The following is a 15,470-nucleotide window of genomic DNA, read 5'->3' as shown; positions in this document are numbered from 1 at the left end:
CGCCGTCCTCCCTTGCAAACGGTTGCCAGACTAAACCTTGACCTTCACCCCCTTGGCCGTCAAGGTTCTTGCAACCGGTTGCCACCGCCGTACCGCGTGGCCTCGCCTTGCGACGGTGGGTGTTACCAGGAGCCGCCGAGTTCCCTGAGGGTGAAGACGCCCCCGGCGCGGTGGTGCAGGGGCTCCGTCAGGTCGGGCTCGCCGTGCTCGGCGATGAGCGCGGCGGCCTGCGACTCGGAGTCGTCGCGGGAGACGTACCCGATGGTTTTGGCCTCCTCCAGGGACCACCAGCGGCGGGCGTTGTCGGAGACGCCCCACACCACGTGGTAGCCCGGCGCGACGAGCGCGGCCTCGACCAGGCGGGCCAGGTCGTCGGGTGAGATCCAGGTGGCCAGCCCGCGCGTGTCGCCCGAGCCCTCATTGCAGGTGCCGAGCCTGACCACGGTGACGTTCATGCCGAAACGGTCGTGGTAGAGGCTGCCGAGCGCTTCCATGACGACCTTGCTCACGCCGTAGAACGTGTCGGGCCGCGGGAAGACGTAGTCGGGCAGGTCGGAGCCGTCGGCGGGGCGGGTGTGGAAGCCGGCCGCGTGGTGGCTGCCCATGAGGACGACGTGCTCGACCCCCTCCCTGTACGCCGCCTCCAGCAGCACCTGAGTCCCGTTGATGTTGGCCTGGACGATGTCGACCCAGGGATGCTCCCTGCTCTGCCCGCCCAGGTGGAGGACCGCGTCCACGCCCTTCATCGCCGAGGCCACGGCTGCCGGATCGGCGAGGTCGGCCGTCACCCACTCCTCCCCCGGACCCGCCTCAACCGGTTGAATGTCGGAAAGCCGCAGCGTGCGACCCTCGCGAGCAAGCCTTGGGCGGAGCAGCGTGCCGACTTTCCCGGCCGCGCCTGTCATGAGAATGCGCATGCATCCATGGTGTACACGATTCTGACCGAAATTCACATCCTTGAATATTGACCGTGAACCGTGAGAGTAGTTACGTTCACAGGCACATATCCAAGTGCACGACTCATGTCCACGTATGTGAACGGGAGGCGGTCTGATGTCACGTCGTCTGCTGGGGGTCGCGATCACGGCGGCCCTGGCCGTAACGCTGACAGGCTGCGGTTCCGGGGGATCGAGCTCAGACAACGTTCTGGAGATCTGGATCAGGCAGCCGCCCGATTCGGACTCCGCCAAGACGGCGAAGAAACTAGCCGACGCATTTACCAAGGCCAGCGGGGTGCAGACGAAAGTCGTCGCGCTGTTCGACGACTTCGAGACCAAGCTGAACCAGCAGGCCGCGCAGAAACAGCTTCCCGACATCGTCATCAACGACACTGCCCAGCTCGGCACCATGCAGTCGCAGGGCTGGTTGCGCCAGGTCGACAAGGCCACGCTGGCGGGCGGCAACCAGCTGTCGGACCTGGCGTGGAAGGCCGCCACGGGCAGTGACGGCAAATCCTACGGCGCCCCGTTCTCCGCCCAGGCGTTCGCGCTGATCGTCCGCAAGGACTGGCGGGATAAGGTCGGCATGGAACCGCCGCAGACCTGGGAGGACCTGGCCAAGCTGGCCACGGCCTTCACCGAGAAGGACCCCGACGGCAACGGCCAGAAGGACACCGCCGGGTTCGTCGCCCCCGCCGGCACCAAGCGCGGCTACGCCTCCTGGTACGCCTCCTCGCTGATCTACGCCAACGGCGCCGACTTCCTCAAGGCCAACGGCCCCGGCAAGTACGTGGCCACCGCCAACGACCCCAAGTTCGTGGAGGCCGTCCAGTACCTGCAGGACCAGTTCTGCAAGACCAAGACCGTCAACCCCGGCGCGGTCAGCAACGACACGACCGTCACGCACGAGGTGTTCGAGAAGGGCCAGGGCGGCATCTACCTGGTCGGCCCGTACGTGCTGGCCAGGTTCGTCAAGAGCATCGGCACCGAGAAGATCGAGGTCCTGCCCGTGCCCAAGGGCCCGTCGGGCGGTCCCGGCACCCTCGGCGAGGGCGAGAACGTCTACATGATGGCCGGCTCTGAGAACCAGGACGCGCAGAAGAAGTTCGCCGAGTTCGCGGTCTCCCCGGAGGGTCAGCGCATCGGCATGAACAAGGACGCGAACGGCGCCATCGTCCGCCTCCCCGTCAACACCGGCGTCGACATGGCCGCCGAGCGCCAGGATCCGCGCTGGAAGGTGTTCCAGGAGTCGTACGCGAACGCCGTCTACGCTCCCCCGGTGCCCAGCTGGACGCCGATCCGCCAGGACTCCGCCGACTCCATCAACGCCGTCTGGGCCGACTGCACCGCCGACGTCAAGACGAAGATGGACGAGCTGAACACCAAGCTCACCCAGGAACTGCAGAGCCAGAAAGCGTCATGACCTCCACACTCACCCAGCCGCGAAGCGGAACGGCATCCCCCCACCGCCGCACCAAGCCGGTGCGGTGGCGGGGGTCGCTGATCGCCTGGTTGTTCCTTGCGCCCGCCCTGCTGCTGTTCCTGTACTTCAAGTTCATCCCGATGTTCGTGGGCCTGTGGAAGAGCTTCTTCAAGGTCCAGACGTTCCTGGGTGACGAGTGGGTGGGCTTTCAGAACTACCAGACGATCATCACCGACGACGAGTTCGCCGCGGCCATCTGGCACAGCGTCGTGCTCGCGCTGGGCACCACGCTGGGCTCGCTCGTGCTGGGCCTGGGGTTCGCGCTGCTCATCGAGGGTCCCGCCAGGTACCTGTGGTTCGTCAGGACCGCGGCCTTCCTGCCGGTCGTCACCACGATGGCGGCCGTGGCCGAAGTGTGGCGGATCATGTTCCACCCGGCGGACAGCGGGATGCTCAACGTCATCATCGGCTGGGTGGGCATCGATCCGCAGCCCTTCCTCGCCAGCGAGCATTCGTCGCTGTGGTCGATCATGCTGATGAGCATCTGGCGCGGGACGCCGTACGACATGATGATCTTCCTGGCGGGGCTGGTCGGCGTGGACCGCACGCTCTACGAGGCGGCGGCCGTGGACGGGGCCTCCACGTGGCACCGGCTGCGGCACATCACGCTGCCCGCCCTGCGGCCGGTGTTCTGGATCCTGTTCACGCTGGCCGCCATTCGCGGGCTGCGGGTGTTCGTCGAGGTCTACGTGTTGACGAACGGCGGGCCGAACGGCTCGTCCGAAGTGCTGATGACCTTGATCTACAAGCTCGGGTTCCAGAAGAACGAGCTGGGCGTGGCCTCGGCGGGCGGGATCGTGTTGTTCCTGGCCACGCTGGCTCTCACCGTGATCGTCCAGATGTTGCGCAGGAGGCAGGCGACATGAGGCAGGCGACATGAGGTTCGACAGCGCTCTGGGGCTGGAGTCGCGTAAGGGGCCGCTGGCCGTTACCGGAAAAGTCGTGATTTATGGCCTGATGGTGATCGTTTTCACCGGGCCACTGGTCGGGTTGCTGATCAGCGCGTTCAGCAAGACGCTCGATCCGACGTCCTTCTCCCTGTGGCCCGACGAGTTCACCCTGGAGAACTTCATCCAGGCCACGGACAAGAACGTCTACCTCTACCTGTTCAACTCCTTCGTGGTCGTCGGCTTCGGGCTGCTGCTGCAGATGCTGGTGAGCGTCTTCGCCGCCTATTCGCTGGCTCGCAAGAAGTTTCGCGGCATGACGATCGTCATGCTCCTCATGCTCGCCACGATGATGCTCCCCGAGGAGATCATCGCGATCCCCCTCTCGCTCGTCCTCGCCGACCTGCCGGTGCTGCACCTGAACCTCATTGGCACGTACGCGGGGATGATCCTGCCCGTCGGCGCCTGGGGCTTCTCCATCCTCGTCATGACCGAGTTCATGAAAGAGGTGCCCGTCGAGCTGGAGGAGGCCGCGCGCATCGACGGCGCCGGCGAGCTGCGGATCTTCGCCACGATCATCGTGCCTCTGTGCCGTCCGGCACTCGGCGTGATCGGCGTCTTCGGCTTCACGATGATCTGGGACCAGTACCTGCTGCCCTTGATCGTCGCGCCGGAGTCGGACATGTGGACGCTGCCCATCGCGCTGCGCTCGCTCCGCTCCGACGAGGAGGTCGGCATCGGCGTGCTGCTCGCGGCCTCGCTGCTGGCTCTGCTGCCGTCGATCATCGCGTTCCTGGCCTTCCAGCGGCAGTTCATGCGCGGTCTGACAAGCGGCGCGGTAAAGGGTTAGGTGTCCATGTATATGGACGCTATCCCATATCCTGGATGTGGTAAGCCGCCGTCGAGATGGGATGAGTATGGAGCCGCAACTGGTCAAGTCCGCGGAGCGGACGGTACGCATCCTGGAAGCCCTGGCCGAGTCGCACGACGACCTGACGCTGTCGGAGCTCCAGCAGCGCACCGGGTTCCCGCGGAGCAGCCTGCACGCCCTCATGCGGACGCTGGTCGAGCTCAACTGGGTCGAGACCGACTCGGCCAGGTCGGCGTTCGGGGTCGGGCCGCACGCGCTGCTGACCGGCACCGCGTACCTGGACAAGGATCCCGCGCTGCCGTTCGCGCAGGACACCCTGGAAGACCTGCGGGCGGAGACCGGGCAGACCGCCCATTTCGCGCGCCGGGACGGCGCGCACGTGCTCTACCTGGCGACCAGGGAGTCGCGGGAGGCCGACCACGTGATCCCCAGGGTGGGCCGGCGGCTGCCCGCCCACGTCACGGCGCTCGGCCAGGTGCTGCTCGCCCAGCTCACCGACGACGAGGTCGAGGCGCTGCTGCCCGAACCGCTGACGGCGTTGACCGAGCACACCATCACCGACCTGCCCAAGCTGACCGGCGAGCTCGACCAGGTCCGCACCAGGGGCTGGTCCTACGAACGCGAGCAGGGCACGCGCGGCGTGGCCTGCGTGGCCGTGGCGGTCGATTACCGCATCCCGGCCACGGACGCGATCAGTTGCTCGATGCCGGCGGGACTCGCGCCCGCCCAGGTCGAGCAGATCACCGAGGCGGTGATCAAACACACCCGCAAGCTGGCTGCCACTCTTCGCAGGGAGGGCATCCGCTAGAAAGGACTGTTGATGCGGCTAGATGGTGTTCTCTTCTTTCCGGTGACCCCCTTCGGGGACGACGGCGCCCTCGCCGAACCTGTTCTGGCCCGGCACGTCGCCGAGGGAGTCGCGGCGGGGGCGGGAGGAGTGTTCACCGCGTGCGGCACCGGTGAGTTCAACGCCCTCGACCTCGACGACTACACCCGGGTGGTGGCCACCTCCGTCACGGCCACCGCGGGGCGCGTGCCGGTCTTCGGCGGCGCCGGCGGTCCGCTGCCGTCCGCCAAGGCGGTCGCCCGCGCGGCGGCCGCGCAGGGCGCCGACGGCCTGCTCCTGATGCCGCCCTACCTGGTCAGCGGCCCTCCTTCCGGTCTGGTGCGGTACGTACGCGAGGTCGCGGAAGCCGGTGGGCTGCCGGTCATCATCTACCAGCGCGGCACCGCCCGCTTCACCCCGGAGGCCGTCGCCGAGCTGGCTCAACTGCCCGAGGTGGTGGGGTTCAAGGACGGGCTCGGAGACTTCGACCTGCTGCAGCGGATCATCCTGACCGTGCGGCGGTCGACCGACAAGGAGTTCACGTTCTTCAACGGGCTGCCCACCGCGGAGTTGACCGTGCCCGCCTATCGGGGGCTCGGGGTGAGCCTGTATTCGAGTGCGGTGTTCGCGTTCGCGCCCGAGATCGCGCTGGCCTTCTACAAGGCGGTGACGGGTGGGGACGAGGTGCTGGTGCAGCGGCTGCTGACCGGGTTCTACCTGCCGCTGGTGGAATTGCGGGATCTTGTGCCTGGGTATGCCGTTTCGCTGGTGAAGGCCGGGGTGCGGTTGAGAGGGCTGGATGTGGGGGGTGTACGGGCGCCGCTGATCGATCCGGCGCCTGAGCATCTGGCGTCGTTGGAGCGGATCATCGCCACCGGGCTGGCGATCGCGGGGGCCTGACCTGGCGCGAAGGCGGCCTTCGGGTCTCGGGCCCTTTGGACCGCGACCCTGGCCGCCTGACCGCCCGGCCTCGCACCCCTCACCTCCTGGCCGTTTGACCTAGCCCCTGGCCGTTTGGCCTCGCTTGGCCTCGCCCCTGGCCGTTTGGCCTCGCTTGGCCTCGCCTCTGGCCGTTTGGCCTCGCCCCCTGGTCCCATGGGCTTGACCCACAACCGCCACGCCGCCCGGCCTTGGGCCTTCACCTCCCGACCTTTGACCCCGCTGGCCCTCACCCTCACGGAACCTTGCCTTTATGTCCGGCCCGCCCCCTTTCATGGGGGCGGACCCGCTAAACCGCCCGGCGTGCCGTGAAGGCACGATCCTCCCGTCAAGATGGTGAATTTGGTTCAGATATGCGAACGCCCATCAACCCGCCGCGGGACGGACAGCGAGTTGCCCTCCTTGAGCTCGTCCGGCAGCAGCGCATCCGGCCAGTCCTGGTACGCCGTGGGCGCCAGCCACCGATCGATGGCGGTCGCCCCGACCGACGTGGAGGTCGTGGTGGCGGCGGGCCAAGGACCACCGTGTTGCATCGCCCAGCACACGGCGACCCCGGTGGGCCAGCCGTTCCAGATGAGCCGTCCGGCCTTCCTGCCCAGCACCTCGACGACCTCCCCGGCCTCATCGGGATCGGTGCCGTGCACGGTCGCGGTCAGCGACCCTTCGAGCCGCTCAAGGACCGGCCGCAGATCGGAAATTTCCCGATATGTCACCACGATCGACGCCGGGCCGAAGCACTCCTCGGCGATGCGCGGCAACTTCTCCTCGAATGCGTCGAGATCCGCCGTGAACACCTTCGGCGTGACCGCCCAGGCGCCCTCCCCGGGCTTGCCCTCGGCCAGCAGCCGCAGCTCGCCCAGCCGCTCGACACCCCCCAGGTACCCGTCCCTGATCCGCTCGGCCAGCATGGGACCGCCGGTGGTTCCTTCGACGGCCTCCGCCAGAGCCCGCTGCAGCTCGTCACCTTCCGGAACGAACATGAGCCCCGGATTCGTACAGAACTGCCCAACCCCCAGCGTCAGCGACCCCGCGAACCCCGCGGCCACCTCCTTGACCGGCGCCGAGGGCAGCACGACCACGGGATTGACGCTGCCCAGCTCGCCGAAGAACGGAATCGGCACCTCACGCTCATCGATCAGCCGCTGGATCGCCTTGCCCCCGGCCACCGACCCGGTGAACCCGGCCGCGACCACCCCGGGGTGCTGCACCAGCTCGATCCCGGCCTGCATGCCCTGCACGAGACCCAGCAGGTCGGGGTACGGCAGCGCATCCCGTACGATCTTCGCCACCCGCGCGGAGGTGTTCGGATGCCCGGGATGCGCCTTGACGACCACCGGACAGCCCGCGGCCAGCGCGGACGCGGTGTCGCCCCCGGCCACGGAGAACGCGAACGGGAAGTTGCTGGCCGCGAACACGGCCACGACGCCCGGCAGCGCATGCTTCATCCGCCGCACATCGGGCCTGGGCGGCGTGAGCGAGGCATCGGCATGATCGATGATGGCCTCCAGGTAGCCCCCGTCCCTGATCACGTCGGCGAAGAGCCTGAACTGGCCCGCGGTACGGGCCACTTCGCCGCGCAGGCGTACCTCGCCGAGTGCGGTCTCCTGGTCGGCGAGCTGCCACAGCTCGTCCACGTGAGCGGCGAGCGCGTCGGCGACGGCCTCCAGCGCGAGCGCCCGCTCCGCCGCCGGGGTCGCCCGCCATGCCGAACCGGCGGCCGACGCGGCAGAAACGATCATGTCGACCCCGGCGCTGTCGGTCTCGGGCAGGGCGGCGCCCACGGTCGCGCCTGTCCTGGGGTCGTATCCGTAGATCATCGAATGGCCCTTCGGAGTCTTGACACTTCTTCAGCCTGATTCTTACAGTTGCGGCAACTTGTCCACAAACCTGGCAATTGTTCACATATATGGACGGCGAACGAAATGATCATTAGGCAGATCCACGTAACCCCTGTAGCTTTCCGGGATCCGCCCCTCCTGAACGCCGCTGGAGTCCACGAACCGTGGGCCCTCCGTACCATTGTCGAGGTCGTCACCGATGAGGGTTTGACCGGGTTGGGGGAGACCTATGGCGATCTCGAGCACCTGGGCAAGGTCAGGGAGTGCGCGCAGGCGCTGATCGGGTTGGACGTGCATGCGACGAACACGATGTACGCCCGGATCAGCGCGATCGTCGGCGATGTGGTGAGCGACCTGCATGGCCTTACCGGCGTCGCGACGAAGGAGAAGTCCATAGACCGGGTCTTCTCCCCGTTTGAGGTGGCCTGCCTGGACATTCGCGGCAAGGCGGCCGGAGTGCCAGTGGTGGACCTGCTGGGCGGCCGGGTCCGGGACGCGGTGCCGTACAGCGCGTACCTCTTCTACAAGTGGGCAGGCCACCCGGGCGCGGAACCGGACCGATTCGGTGCGGCTCTGGACGAAGCCGGCATGGTGGAACAAGCGGCTCTCCTGATCAAGGAATACGGCTTCAAGTCGATCAAGCTCAAAGGCGGCGTCTTCCCCCCGGACCAGGAAGTAGCCGCGATCCGCGCGCTGCACGAGGCGTTCCCAGGCGTCCCCCTCCGCCTCGACCCGAACGCCGCCTGGACGGTGGACACCTCGATCCGCGTGGGCGAGGAACTGGAAGGCGTGCTCCAGTACCTGGAGGACCCGACCGCCGGCATTTCCGGCATGGCGGAAGTGGCCGCCGCCGTGCCCATGCCCCTGGCCACTAACATGTGCGTGGTCACCCCCGAACACCTCCCGCCCGCCATCGCATCCCACGCAATCGGTGTACTCCTCCTGGACCACCACTACTGGGGCGGCCTCGTACGTTCCTCGCACATCGCCGCCCTGTGCGACGCGTTTGGTCTGTCGTTGTCCATGCATTCCAACTCGCACCTCGGGATCAGCCTGGCCGCCATGACCCATCTGGCCGCCGCCACCCCGAACCTCACCTTCGCCTGTGACACGCACACCCCGTGGCAGGATGGCCAGGACGTGGTCGTACCAGGCGCCCTGCGTTTCGTGGACGGCGCCGTCCCCGTACCAGCAGGCCCGGGCCTGGGCGTCGAGCTGGACCGCGACGCCCTGGCCAGCATGAACGAGCAGTACGAGAAGTGCGGGATCGTAGCGAGAGACGACACCAGCTACATGCAACGCTTCGAGCCCGACTTCTCCGCGAGGAGACCCCGCTGGTGAACATCGCCTATGTCTATCCCTGGGACGTCGTCGGCGACCCCACGTCCCCCGACCGCCTGGCGGCACTGGGCGTGAAAGCGGTGGCCCTGGCGGCCAGTTACCACTCGACCCGCGCCGCCACGCCCTACCACCCGTCGCACCGCGTGCTGGATGTGCCGTATTCAGCCTTCTACCTCCCGATCCGTCCATCATCCTGGTCGCGCCTGGTCCCCGCCGGCCCCACCTGGACGCCTGCGGACGCGTACCTCCAGGCCAGAGACGCCCTGAAAGCCGCGGGCCTCCAGGTCCACGCCTGGACCGTGCTGACCCACAATTCCCACCTGGGCACCGCAAACCCGGACTTGGTCGTCCAGAACGCCTTCGGCGACCCGTACCCCTACGCCCTCTGCCCCGCCCACGAGGACGTCGTCGACTACTGCGAGCGCCTGGTCTGGGAAATCCTCGAGGTAGGCGCCCCGGACGGTCTCATCCTGGAAGCCTGCGGCCCGCTGGGCTTCGGCCACCAGAGCGTCCACGAGAAGACCTCCGGCTCGGACTGGACCCCGGTCGACGCCGACCTCCTCTCCCTCTGCTTCTGCACCGCCTGCGCCGACCGCTACCCACCAACCACCAGAGCCCGAGTCCGCGCAGCCATAGACCACCCCCTGCCTCCCAAGGCCGGAACAGGCACCCACACCACCACCACTCACACGAGCAGGGGAACCACCAAGACGACGGTCGCCGGCCCCACCACCACAACCACGGTGACGGGCGGCCACTCAAGCTCAACAAACACCCCCTCCACCATCACAGTCACCACCACATCAACGACCTTCGTCACCAACGGCCCCACCGCGACAGGCACCATCGACGAAGCCCTGGGCTCGCTGACCGACGAGGTAAGGGCAATACGCGTTGACCTGTCGACCTCCCTGCGCAGACGCCTGATCGCGGTAGCCAGAAGCACCGCCCCCAACACCCCCATCACCCTGCACGCCAACCCGGATCCCTGGGCCGCCGGAGCGTTCGCCCCACTGCCCTCAGGCGAACCGGAAGCAGACGTGCTGGTGGCCAACTGCTGGGGCGACCCGTCCGCGGACGCCGCCCGCCTCGCCCGGCTCAAGGAACTGTCCGTCCCAGGCCAGCGAGTAGGCGCCTACGTGCTAGCTCTCCCACCCCGCCCAGCCGACGCCGCAACCTTGGCCGACCACCTCAGGACGTACGCCAGGGCAGGAGCGACAGAATTCCACCTGTACCACGCGGGCCTCGCCTCCCCCCAACGCCTGACCGCCCTCTCCGAAGCCCTGCGCCTGCACCACCGCTAACACCCAGCAGGCTTCCACCGACCCCTCGTCGACACTGCAAACTATGTCGCACCGAACCGCGTCAACGGAGTTCCCCGTCGAGGCGGCGTCGGCAGCGCTCCCATCGAGCCTCGTTGCTGGCATGTCGTTCGGCACGCATAGGTTGCCCTATATGACCGAAGTGCGGATCGTGTACCGAAAGTACGGCGGGGCGCTGCACTGGAATCACCCCGGCCACCTGCTGGGCGAGGACGAGCACGGAATCTGGGCGGAAGTCCCTGGCGGAACCGTCGCCCGCAAGGGCGACGGACCACCAGTCACCTGGGAAACAACCGCAATCATGCTGTTCCCACGCAATGCCTGGTGGACGGCGTCATTCAACACCCCACCACACAAAAGCGAAATCTACGTCGACGTCACCACCATTCCAGAGTGGAGAGACGGCGAGGTAACCATGCTGGACCTCGATCTCGATGTCATCCGAATGCGAGACGGGCGGCTAATCCTCGACGACGAGGACGAATTCGCCGAGCACCAGGTACTTCTGGGCTACCCGCCCGAGTTGATCGCCCAGGCACAAGACACCGCCCGCTGGTTGCTCGACGCCGTTGGACAGAGAAAGGGCCCATTCGGCGGCGCCCACCTGGAGTGGCTGGAAGCATCCACCAAATCACAACCAAGCAGAATCAGCCCGCAGCAGAAACCAACCCGCTCTCATAAGCCGCGATAACAAGCTGAGCCCGATCACGAGCCTCCAGCTTGGCCAACAGCCGCGTGATGTGAGTCTTGACCGTAGCCAAGCTCAGCTGCAAGTGACCAGCGATCTCACCATTGGACAATCCTCGCGCGATCAACGTCAGCACTTCCCGCTCCCGCTCCGTAACCCCCTCCAACCCCCTGACCCGAGGCAGGACGGGAGTGCGCGTGAACTCCTCGATCAATCTGCGCGTGACCGTAGGAGCCAGCAACGCCTCCCCACCCGCGACCACCCGAATAGCAGCAAGCAAATCCGCAGGCGGCGTGTCCTTCAGCAAAAACCCGCTAGCCCCAGCCCGGAGCGCGTCATAAACATACGCGTCAAGGTCGAACATGGTCACCACAAGAACCCGCGAAACATCCTTGATCCGCCGAGTAGCCTCGATTCCATCCATCTCCGGCATGCGTACATCCATCAGCACCACATCGGGGCGTTGTTCCAAGGCCACGGACACGGCCTCCACCCCAGTCGCCGCCTCCCCCGCCACGGCCAGGTCGGGCTCGGAGTCGACCAGCACTCTGAAACTCCCTCTGAGCAGCGCCTGATCGTCGGCGACGACCACCCGGATCACGAGACCTCCTCGTAGGGCAGCCGCGCGAAAACACGAAACCCGCGCCCAGGAAGGCTCCCGGCTTCAAACGTGCCGCCGAACATCGTCACCCGCTCCCGCATCCCGATCAGCCCATGCCCGGCACCATCCGCAGGCAACGTACGTCTACCAGGCCCGTCATCCGTCACCTCGATCCGTACATCCCTGCCATCCGCGACCACGGACACCCGGCATCGAGTTGGCGCGGCGTGTTTGACGACATTGGTAAGCGCCTCCTGCACAATCCGATAAACCGACAACCCCACCCCATCAGACAGCCGCGCCCGCTCCCCAGCTCCCCCTTCTCGAAGCTCATCGCCATCCCGGGCGCGAAGCCCGTCACCGCCCCCATCTCGAAGCCCGTCGCCATTCCGGCCGCGAAGCCCGCAGTCACTCCCGATCCCGATCTCCAACTCCACCCCGACCCCTGCCAACCGAGCCTGCTCCGCCAACCCCTCAATCCCCGCGAGTCCCGGGACGGGAACGAGGTCGGGCGTGGCGGTAGATCTCAGCACACCGAGCAGATGGCGCATCTCAACGAGCGCGCTCCTGCTGGCAGTCTCGATCACGCGCAAGGCATCGTGCGCCTCTTCCGGCCTGGTCGCCAGCACATGGTTGGCCACCCCCGCCTTGACCGCGATCAACCCCACGCTGTGCGTGACCACATCGTGCAACTCGCGGGCGATGCGTAACCGCTGCTCCGTCACCGCCTGCGCCGCCAGCCGCTCGGCGTCACGCGCCGCACAAAGCCTGCGCTCATGCACGGCCCGCCCGATCGTCCAGGCGCCGCCCATCGCCGCGATCCCCAGGAGCGGCTGATCGACGTGCAACAACCAATCCGGAGCACCCTCACGCGGCGCGCCTGCCACGGCCAGCCCGAAGATCGAGACGAGGCTCATCACTCCGATGGCCGACGTCGGGACCATGGCGCCGAACCCGCCGGACAGTGCGACAACATAGAGGGCGTACGCGGGCGCGACGTAGGCGAACCCCACGGCGCCGACCAGCGCGGCGCAGATAGCAAGCACCAGCGTGAAGCAGAATACGGGCAGGGGCCACAGTCTTCGCACGGCCAGCGGCAGCCCCAGCGCCAGCGGGAGGGCGATCCTCGCCCAGGGCGGCAGCGCCGTGGCGTTGGCCGTCGCCGTGAAAGACACGAACGCGAATCCCAGACCTGCCACCAGATCGAGCATGATCAGCTGGTGGCGGCTCAAGCGCCTGGCGAAGAGGGGGTCGGTGTCGTCCACGCGTTGAACCGTAGCCGCTGAAGCAGCGTGCGCACGTCAACCCAGGGTCTGACCTTGAGGTTCGAACCGTGGTCCGACGCGCCAGCCACCCGCGTACCGCATCCTTTACGGCGTGATCGAACTCCAACGCCTCACGAAGCGCTACGGCGACACGCTCGCCGTAGACCAACTGTCCTTCAAGGTCGAGCCCGGCCACGTGACGGGCTTCCTCGGCCCAAACGGCGCGGGCAAGTCCACCACGATGCGCCTGATCCTCGGTCTCGACGCGCCGACCTCCGGCAGGGCGCTGGTCAACGGGCGCCCATACACATCGATCAGCAGGCCGATGCGCGAGGTGGGCGCGCTGTTGGACGCGAGCGCCGTCCACGGCGGCCGCAGCGCCTACAACCATCTCCTCTGCCTGGCGCGTACCAATGACATCGGCCCCATGCGGGTGGCCGAGGTGCTCGAGCAGGTCGGGCTGGCAGGCGTGGCGCGCAAACGGGTGGGTGGCTTCTCGCTCGGGATGAAACAGCGGCTCGGCATCGCGTCCGCGCTGCTCGGCGATCCGGGCGTGCTGATGTTCGACGAGCCAGTCAACGGCCTCGATCCCGACGGCGTGCGCTGGATCCGCGGCCTCATGCGCTCGCTGGCCGCGGAGGGCAGGACGATCCTGCTCTCCAGCCACCTGATGAGCGAGATGGCCCTGACCGCCGAGCGCATCGTCGTCGTCGGCCGCGGCAAGCTGATCGCCGAGGCCACCGTCGCAGAGCTGACGGCGCGCTACCCGTCGCTCGAAGACGCCTACATCGCCCTGACCGCCGACAGCGTCCAATACGGAGCCGCCCGATGAAGGCGATTCTCTCCTCCGAATGGCTGAAGCTGCGCTCGGTGAGCTCCACCTATCACACGATCGGCACGGCCGCCCTGACGGTAGTCCTCGGCGTCGCGTGGACCTTCTATGTGAGCGGCCTCGCGGAAGACCGGGGCTCTCTGCGAGCGGCAGCCCCCGAGCAGGGCTTCCTCCCACTGATCCAGATCAGCCTGGCCGTGCTGGGAGTGCTGGCGATCACTTCCGAATACGCCACGGGCATGATCCGCACCAGCCTCACCGCCGTCCCGAAACGCAGCACATTACTCCTGGCCAAAGCCGGGATCGTCGGCCTGGCCACACTCATGGCGGCTGGCTCGATCCTTCTGGTCACCTATTCGGCAAGCCGCTTGATCGCCGGCGGCCACCAACTCGGCTTCAACAACACCACTTTCACCGACGACCTGCCCATGCTGCTCGCCTCCGCCCTGTCGGTGACCGCCCTGGCTCTGGTGGGGCTAGGCCTCGGCGCCGCCATCCGATCAACGGCGGGAGCGATCGTGTCGGTGGTGGCGATGCTCTTCGTGCTGCCCGGCGTCGTCAACTACCTGCCCCCGCCGTGGAACACCCGCGTGGCCACGCTCCTCCTGCCCAACCTCGTCCCGCAGATAGCCGACCAGCGCCTCTCCTCACGCCTGGGCGACGGCTTCCTACCTCCTGTGGCCGCACTCGCCGTACTCCTCGCCTACCCGATCGTCACCCTCGCCATCGGCTACTGCGTACTTGAGCGGAGAGACGCATGAGCACCCTCGACCCCGAACCAGCCGTCCGCATGGGTGTCCCCACCTTGGAATGGATACGTACATGAGCGTTCTCACCTCGGAATGGCTGAAGGTTCGCTCGGTCCGCTCGACCTACCTGATCCTCGGCCTCAGTCTCGCCGCCGTTCTCCTGGGCTTCGCACTCGCCACAACGGCCGCCGGCATGTACGACAACGCTCCCCCCGCGCGACGACCGAGTGCCCGGATCGCGGACCTCGAGGAAGTGCTCGCGATCGTGCCCCAACTGTGCATGGGCATCCTGGGCACGCTCACCATCACCTCCGAATACGTAACCGGCCTGATCAGGACGAGTGTGGCCATCGTCCCCCGGCGCTGGCCGATACTCGCCGCCAAGTCCACGGTCGTGGGCACGCTGGGCCTGATCGTCGGCTCTGCAGCAGTCTTCGGCACCTACTTCGTTACCCGATGGGTGCTCGGCAATCGCTTCTCAGGCGCGTACACCGACTCGTTCGTGGACAGGCTGCCGCTGCTGGCCGCCATCAGCCTCACGGTGCCGGCATTCGCGCTACTCGGCCTGGGACTAAGCGCGCTCCTGCGATCCACCGCCGGAGCGATCGCCATCATGGCAGGCCTCGTCTACGTGATCCCGATGATCATAGGCAACATCCCCGAGCCCTGGAGCGAACGCCTGGGCTCGCTGATGATCGGCGCGCTCCCCCGCGAGATCACCGGCGACACCATCACCACCTCGGTGTACGGGTCACTTCTGCCTCCCGCAGCGGCCGCCGCCGTACTGATCGCCTATGCGGCACTCCCACTACTGGCCGCCACCTGGCTGGTACGCCGGAGGGATACCTGAATGTGGCCTATGAAGCCCATGCAGCGACCGTCTCACCAGC

14 protein-coding genes and 1 pseudogene are annotated in these 15,470 nt (G+C 67.2%); 11 read left to right on the top strand and 4 right to left on the bottom strand.

The window, feature by feature from the left end; genetic code table 11:
- Positions 1-122 precede the first annotated feature (122 nt).
- On the bottom strand, positions 123-917 hold the full coding sequence (locus ACFLIM_RS03930; protein ID WP_393161958.1) for an NAD-dependent epimerase/dehydratase family protein: 795 nt from the start codon (positions 915-917) through the stop codon (positions 123-125).
- Between the two features lie 136 nt (positions 918-1,053).
- On the opposite strand from ACFLIM_RS03930, the gene ACFLIM_RS03925 reads away from it, so the two are divergent.
- The 5 genes from ACFLIM_RS03925 to ACFLIM_RS03905 all read left to right on the top strand — a co-directional run bounded on the left by ACFLIM_RS03925 (position 1,054) and on the right by ACFLIM_RS03905 (position 5,905).
- Complete coding sequence (locus ACFLIM_RS03925; RefSeq protein WP_393161956.1) at positions 1,054-2,361, top strand: sugar ABC transporter substrate-binding protein; 1,308 nt, start codon at positions 1,054-1,056, stop codon at positions 2,359-2,361.
- Positions 2,358-3,287 carry a carbohydrate ABC transporter permease gene (locus ACFLIM_RS03920; protein WP_393161954.1) on the top strand — a complete coding sequence of 310 codons (930 nt, stop codon included), beginning with the start codon at positions 2,358-2,360 and terminating at the stop codon, positions 3,285-3,287. The genes ACFLIM_RS03925 and ACFLIM_RS03920 overlap by 4 nt, the downstream gene beginning before the upstream one ends.
- Before the next feature lie 10 nt (positions 3,288-3,297).
- Positions 3,298-4,158 (top strand): carbohydrate ABC transporter permease, encoded by an 861-nt coding sequence (locus ACFLIM_RS03915; protein ID WP_393161952.1) that lies wholly within the window; start codon positions 3,298-3,300, stop codon positions 4,156-4,158.
- A gap of 67 nt (positions 4,159-4,225) precedes the next feature.
- Entirely contained in the window at positions 4,226-4,987 is a 762-nt protein-coding gene (locus ACFLIM_RS03910) for an IclR family transcriptional regulator (RefSeq protein ID WP_393161950.1), read from the top strand.
- Positions 4,988-4,999: 12 nt separating this feature from the next.
- Positions 5,000-5,905, top strand: a complete 906-nt coding sequence (locus ACFLIM_RS03905) for a 5-dehydro-4-deoxyglucarate dehydratase (protein WP_393161948.1) — start codon at positions 5,000-5,002, stop codon at positions 5,903-5,905.
- 386 nt (positions 5,906-6,291) lie between these two features.
- Here the strand turns inward: ACFLIM_RS03905 and ACFLIM_RS03900 are convergent, their stop codons facing one another.
- The gene (locus ACFLIM_RS03900; RefSeq protein ID WP_393161946.1) at positions 6,292-7,761 is read right to left on the bottom strand and encodes an aldehyde dehydrogenase (NADP(+)); all 1,470 of its coding nucleotides are present in this window, start codon (positions 7,759-7,761) and stop codon (positions 6,292-6,294) included.
- Between the two features lie 105 nt (positions 7,762-7,866).
- Here ACFLIM_RS03900 and ACFLIM_RS03895 point away from each other — a divergent pair, with 105 nt between their 5' ends.
- The 3 genes from ACFLIM_RS03895 (at position 7,867) to ACFLIM_RS03885 (ending at position 11,136) form a co-directional block, all read left to right on the top strand.
- Entirely contained in the window at positions 7,867-9,123 is a 1,257-nt protein-coding gene (locus tag ACFLIM_RS03895; protein WP_393161944.1) for a glucarate dehydratase family protein, read from the top strand.
- Positions 9,120-10,427: a hypothetical protein gene (locus tag ACFLIM_RS03890; protein ID WP_393161942.1), complete on the top strand. Its 1,308-nt coding sequence runs from the start codon at positions 9,120-9,122 to the stop codon at positions 10,425-10,427. Before ACFLIM_RS03895 ends, ACFLIM_RS03890 begins: the two co-directional genes overlap by 4 nt.
- Positions 10,428-10,578: 151 nt before the next feature.
- On the top strand, positions 10,579-11,136 hold the full coding sequence (locus ACFLIM_RS03885) for a DUF402 domain-containing protein (RefSeq protein ID WP_393161940.1): 558 nt from the start codon (positions 10,579-10,581) through the stop codon (positions 11,134-11,136).
- On the opposite strand, the gene ACFLIM_RS03880 is transcribed toward ACFLIM_RS03885, so the two are convergent.
- Together ACFLIM_RS03880 and ACFLIM_RS03875 are read right to left on the bottom strand one after the other, a co-directional pair.
- Complete coding sequence (locus ACFLIM_RS03880; protein ID WP_393161938.1) at positions 11,093-11,734, bottom strand: response regulator; 642 nt, start codon at positions 11,732-11,734, stop codon at positions 11,093-11,095. The genes ACFLIM_RS03885 and ACFLIM_RS03880 overlap by 44 nt on opposite strands.
- Positions 11,731-12,999 (bottom strand): sensor histidine kinase, encoded by a 1,269-nt coding sequence (locus ACFLIM_RS03875; protein WP_393161936.1) that lies wholly within the window; start codon positions 12,997-12,999, stop codon positions 11,731-11,733. Before ACFLIM_RS03875 ends, ACFLIM_RS03880 begins: the two co-directional genes overlap by 4 nt.
- Before the next feature lie 112 nt (positions 13,000-13,111).
- Between ACFLIM_RS03875 and ACFLIM_RS03870 the strand changes: the two are divergent.
- From ACFLIM_RS03870 to ACFLIM_RS03860, 3 genes and pseudogenes are all read left to right on the top strand, one after another.
- A pseudogene (locus tag ACFLIM_RS03870) lies at positions 13,112-13,765 on the top strand (ABC transporter ATP-binding protein); the annotation flags it as partial.
- 62 nt (positions 13,766-13,827) lie between these two features.
- Complete coding sequence (locus ACFLIM_RS03865) at positions 13,828-14,592, top strand: ABC transporter permease subunit (protein WP_393161934.1); 765 nt, start codon at positions 13,828-13,830, stop codon at positions 14,590-14,592.
- A gap of 61 nt (positions 14,593-14,653) precedes the next feature.
- Positions 14,654-15,430 (top strand): ABC transporter permease subunit, encoded by a 777-nt coding sequence (locus tag ACFLIM_RS03860; protein ID WP_393161932.1) that lies wholly within the window; start codon positions 14,654-14,656, stop codon positions 15,428-15,430.
- Positions 15,431-15,470 lie beyond the last annotated feature (40 nt).

The sequence above is a fragment of the Nonomuraea marmarensis genome (assembly GCF_043197025.1).
Classification (GTDB): Bacteria; Actinomycetota; Actinomycetes; order Streptosporangiales; family Streptosporangiaceae; genus Nonomuraea; species Nonomuraea marmarensis.
Note: the sequence above shows the minus strand (reverse complement) of the source record. Positions and strands in the feature narration are given on the sequence as shown.

Bases quoted from the DNA above. Each gene is read 5' to 3' on its own strand.
- ACFLIM_RS03930 (WP_393161958.1), bottom strand. From the start codon at position 917: ATGCGCATTCTCATGACAGGCGCGGCCGGGAAAGTCGGCACGCTGCTC.
- ACFLIM_RS03925 (WP_393161956.1), top strand. From the start codon at position 1,054: ATGTCACGTCGTCTGCTGGGGGTCGCGATCACGGCGGCCCTGGCCGTA.
- ACFLIM_RS03920 (WP_393161954.1), top strand. From the start codon at position 2,358: ATGACCTCCACACTCACCCAGCCGCGAAGCGGAACGGCATCCCCCCAC.
- ACFLIM_RS03915 (WP_393161952.1), top strand. From the start codon at position 3,298: ATGAGGTTCGACAGCGCTCTGGGGCTGGAGTCGCGTAAGGGGCCGCTG.
- ACFLIM_RS03910 (WP_393161950.1), top strand. From the start codon at position 4,226: ATGGAGCCGCAACTGGTCAAGTCCGCGGAGCGGACGGTACGCATCCTG.
- ACFLIM_RS03905 (WP_393161948.1), top strand. From the start codon at position 5,000: ATGCGGCTAGATGGTGTTCTCTTCTTTCCGGTGACCCCCTTCGGGGAC.
- ACFLIM_RS03900 (WP_393161946.1), bottom strand. From the start codon at position 7,761: ATGATCTACGGATACGACCCCAGGACAGGCGCGACCGTGGGCGCCGCC.
- ACFLIM_RS03895 (WP_393161944.1), top strand. From the start codon at position 7,867: ATGATCATTAGGCAGATCCACGTAACCCCTGTAGCTTTCCGGGATCCG.
- ACFLIM_RS03885 (WP_393161940.1), top strand. From the start codon at position 10,579: ATGACCGAAGTGCGGATCGTGTACCGAAAGTACGGCGGGGCGCTGCAC.
- ACFLIM_RS03865 (WP_393161934.1), top strand. From the start codon at position 13,828: ATGAAGGCGATTCTCTCCTCCGAATGGCTGAAGCTGCGCTCGGTGAGC.
- ACFLIM_RS03860 (WP_393161932.1), top strand. From the start codon at position 14,654: ATGAGCGTTCTCACCTCGGAATGGCTGAAGGTTCGCTCGGTCCGCTCG.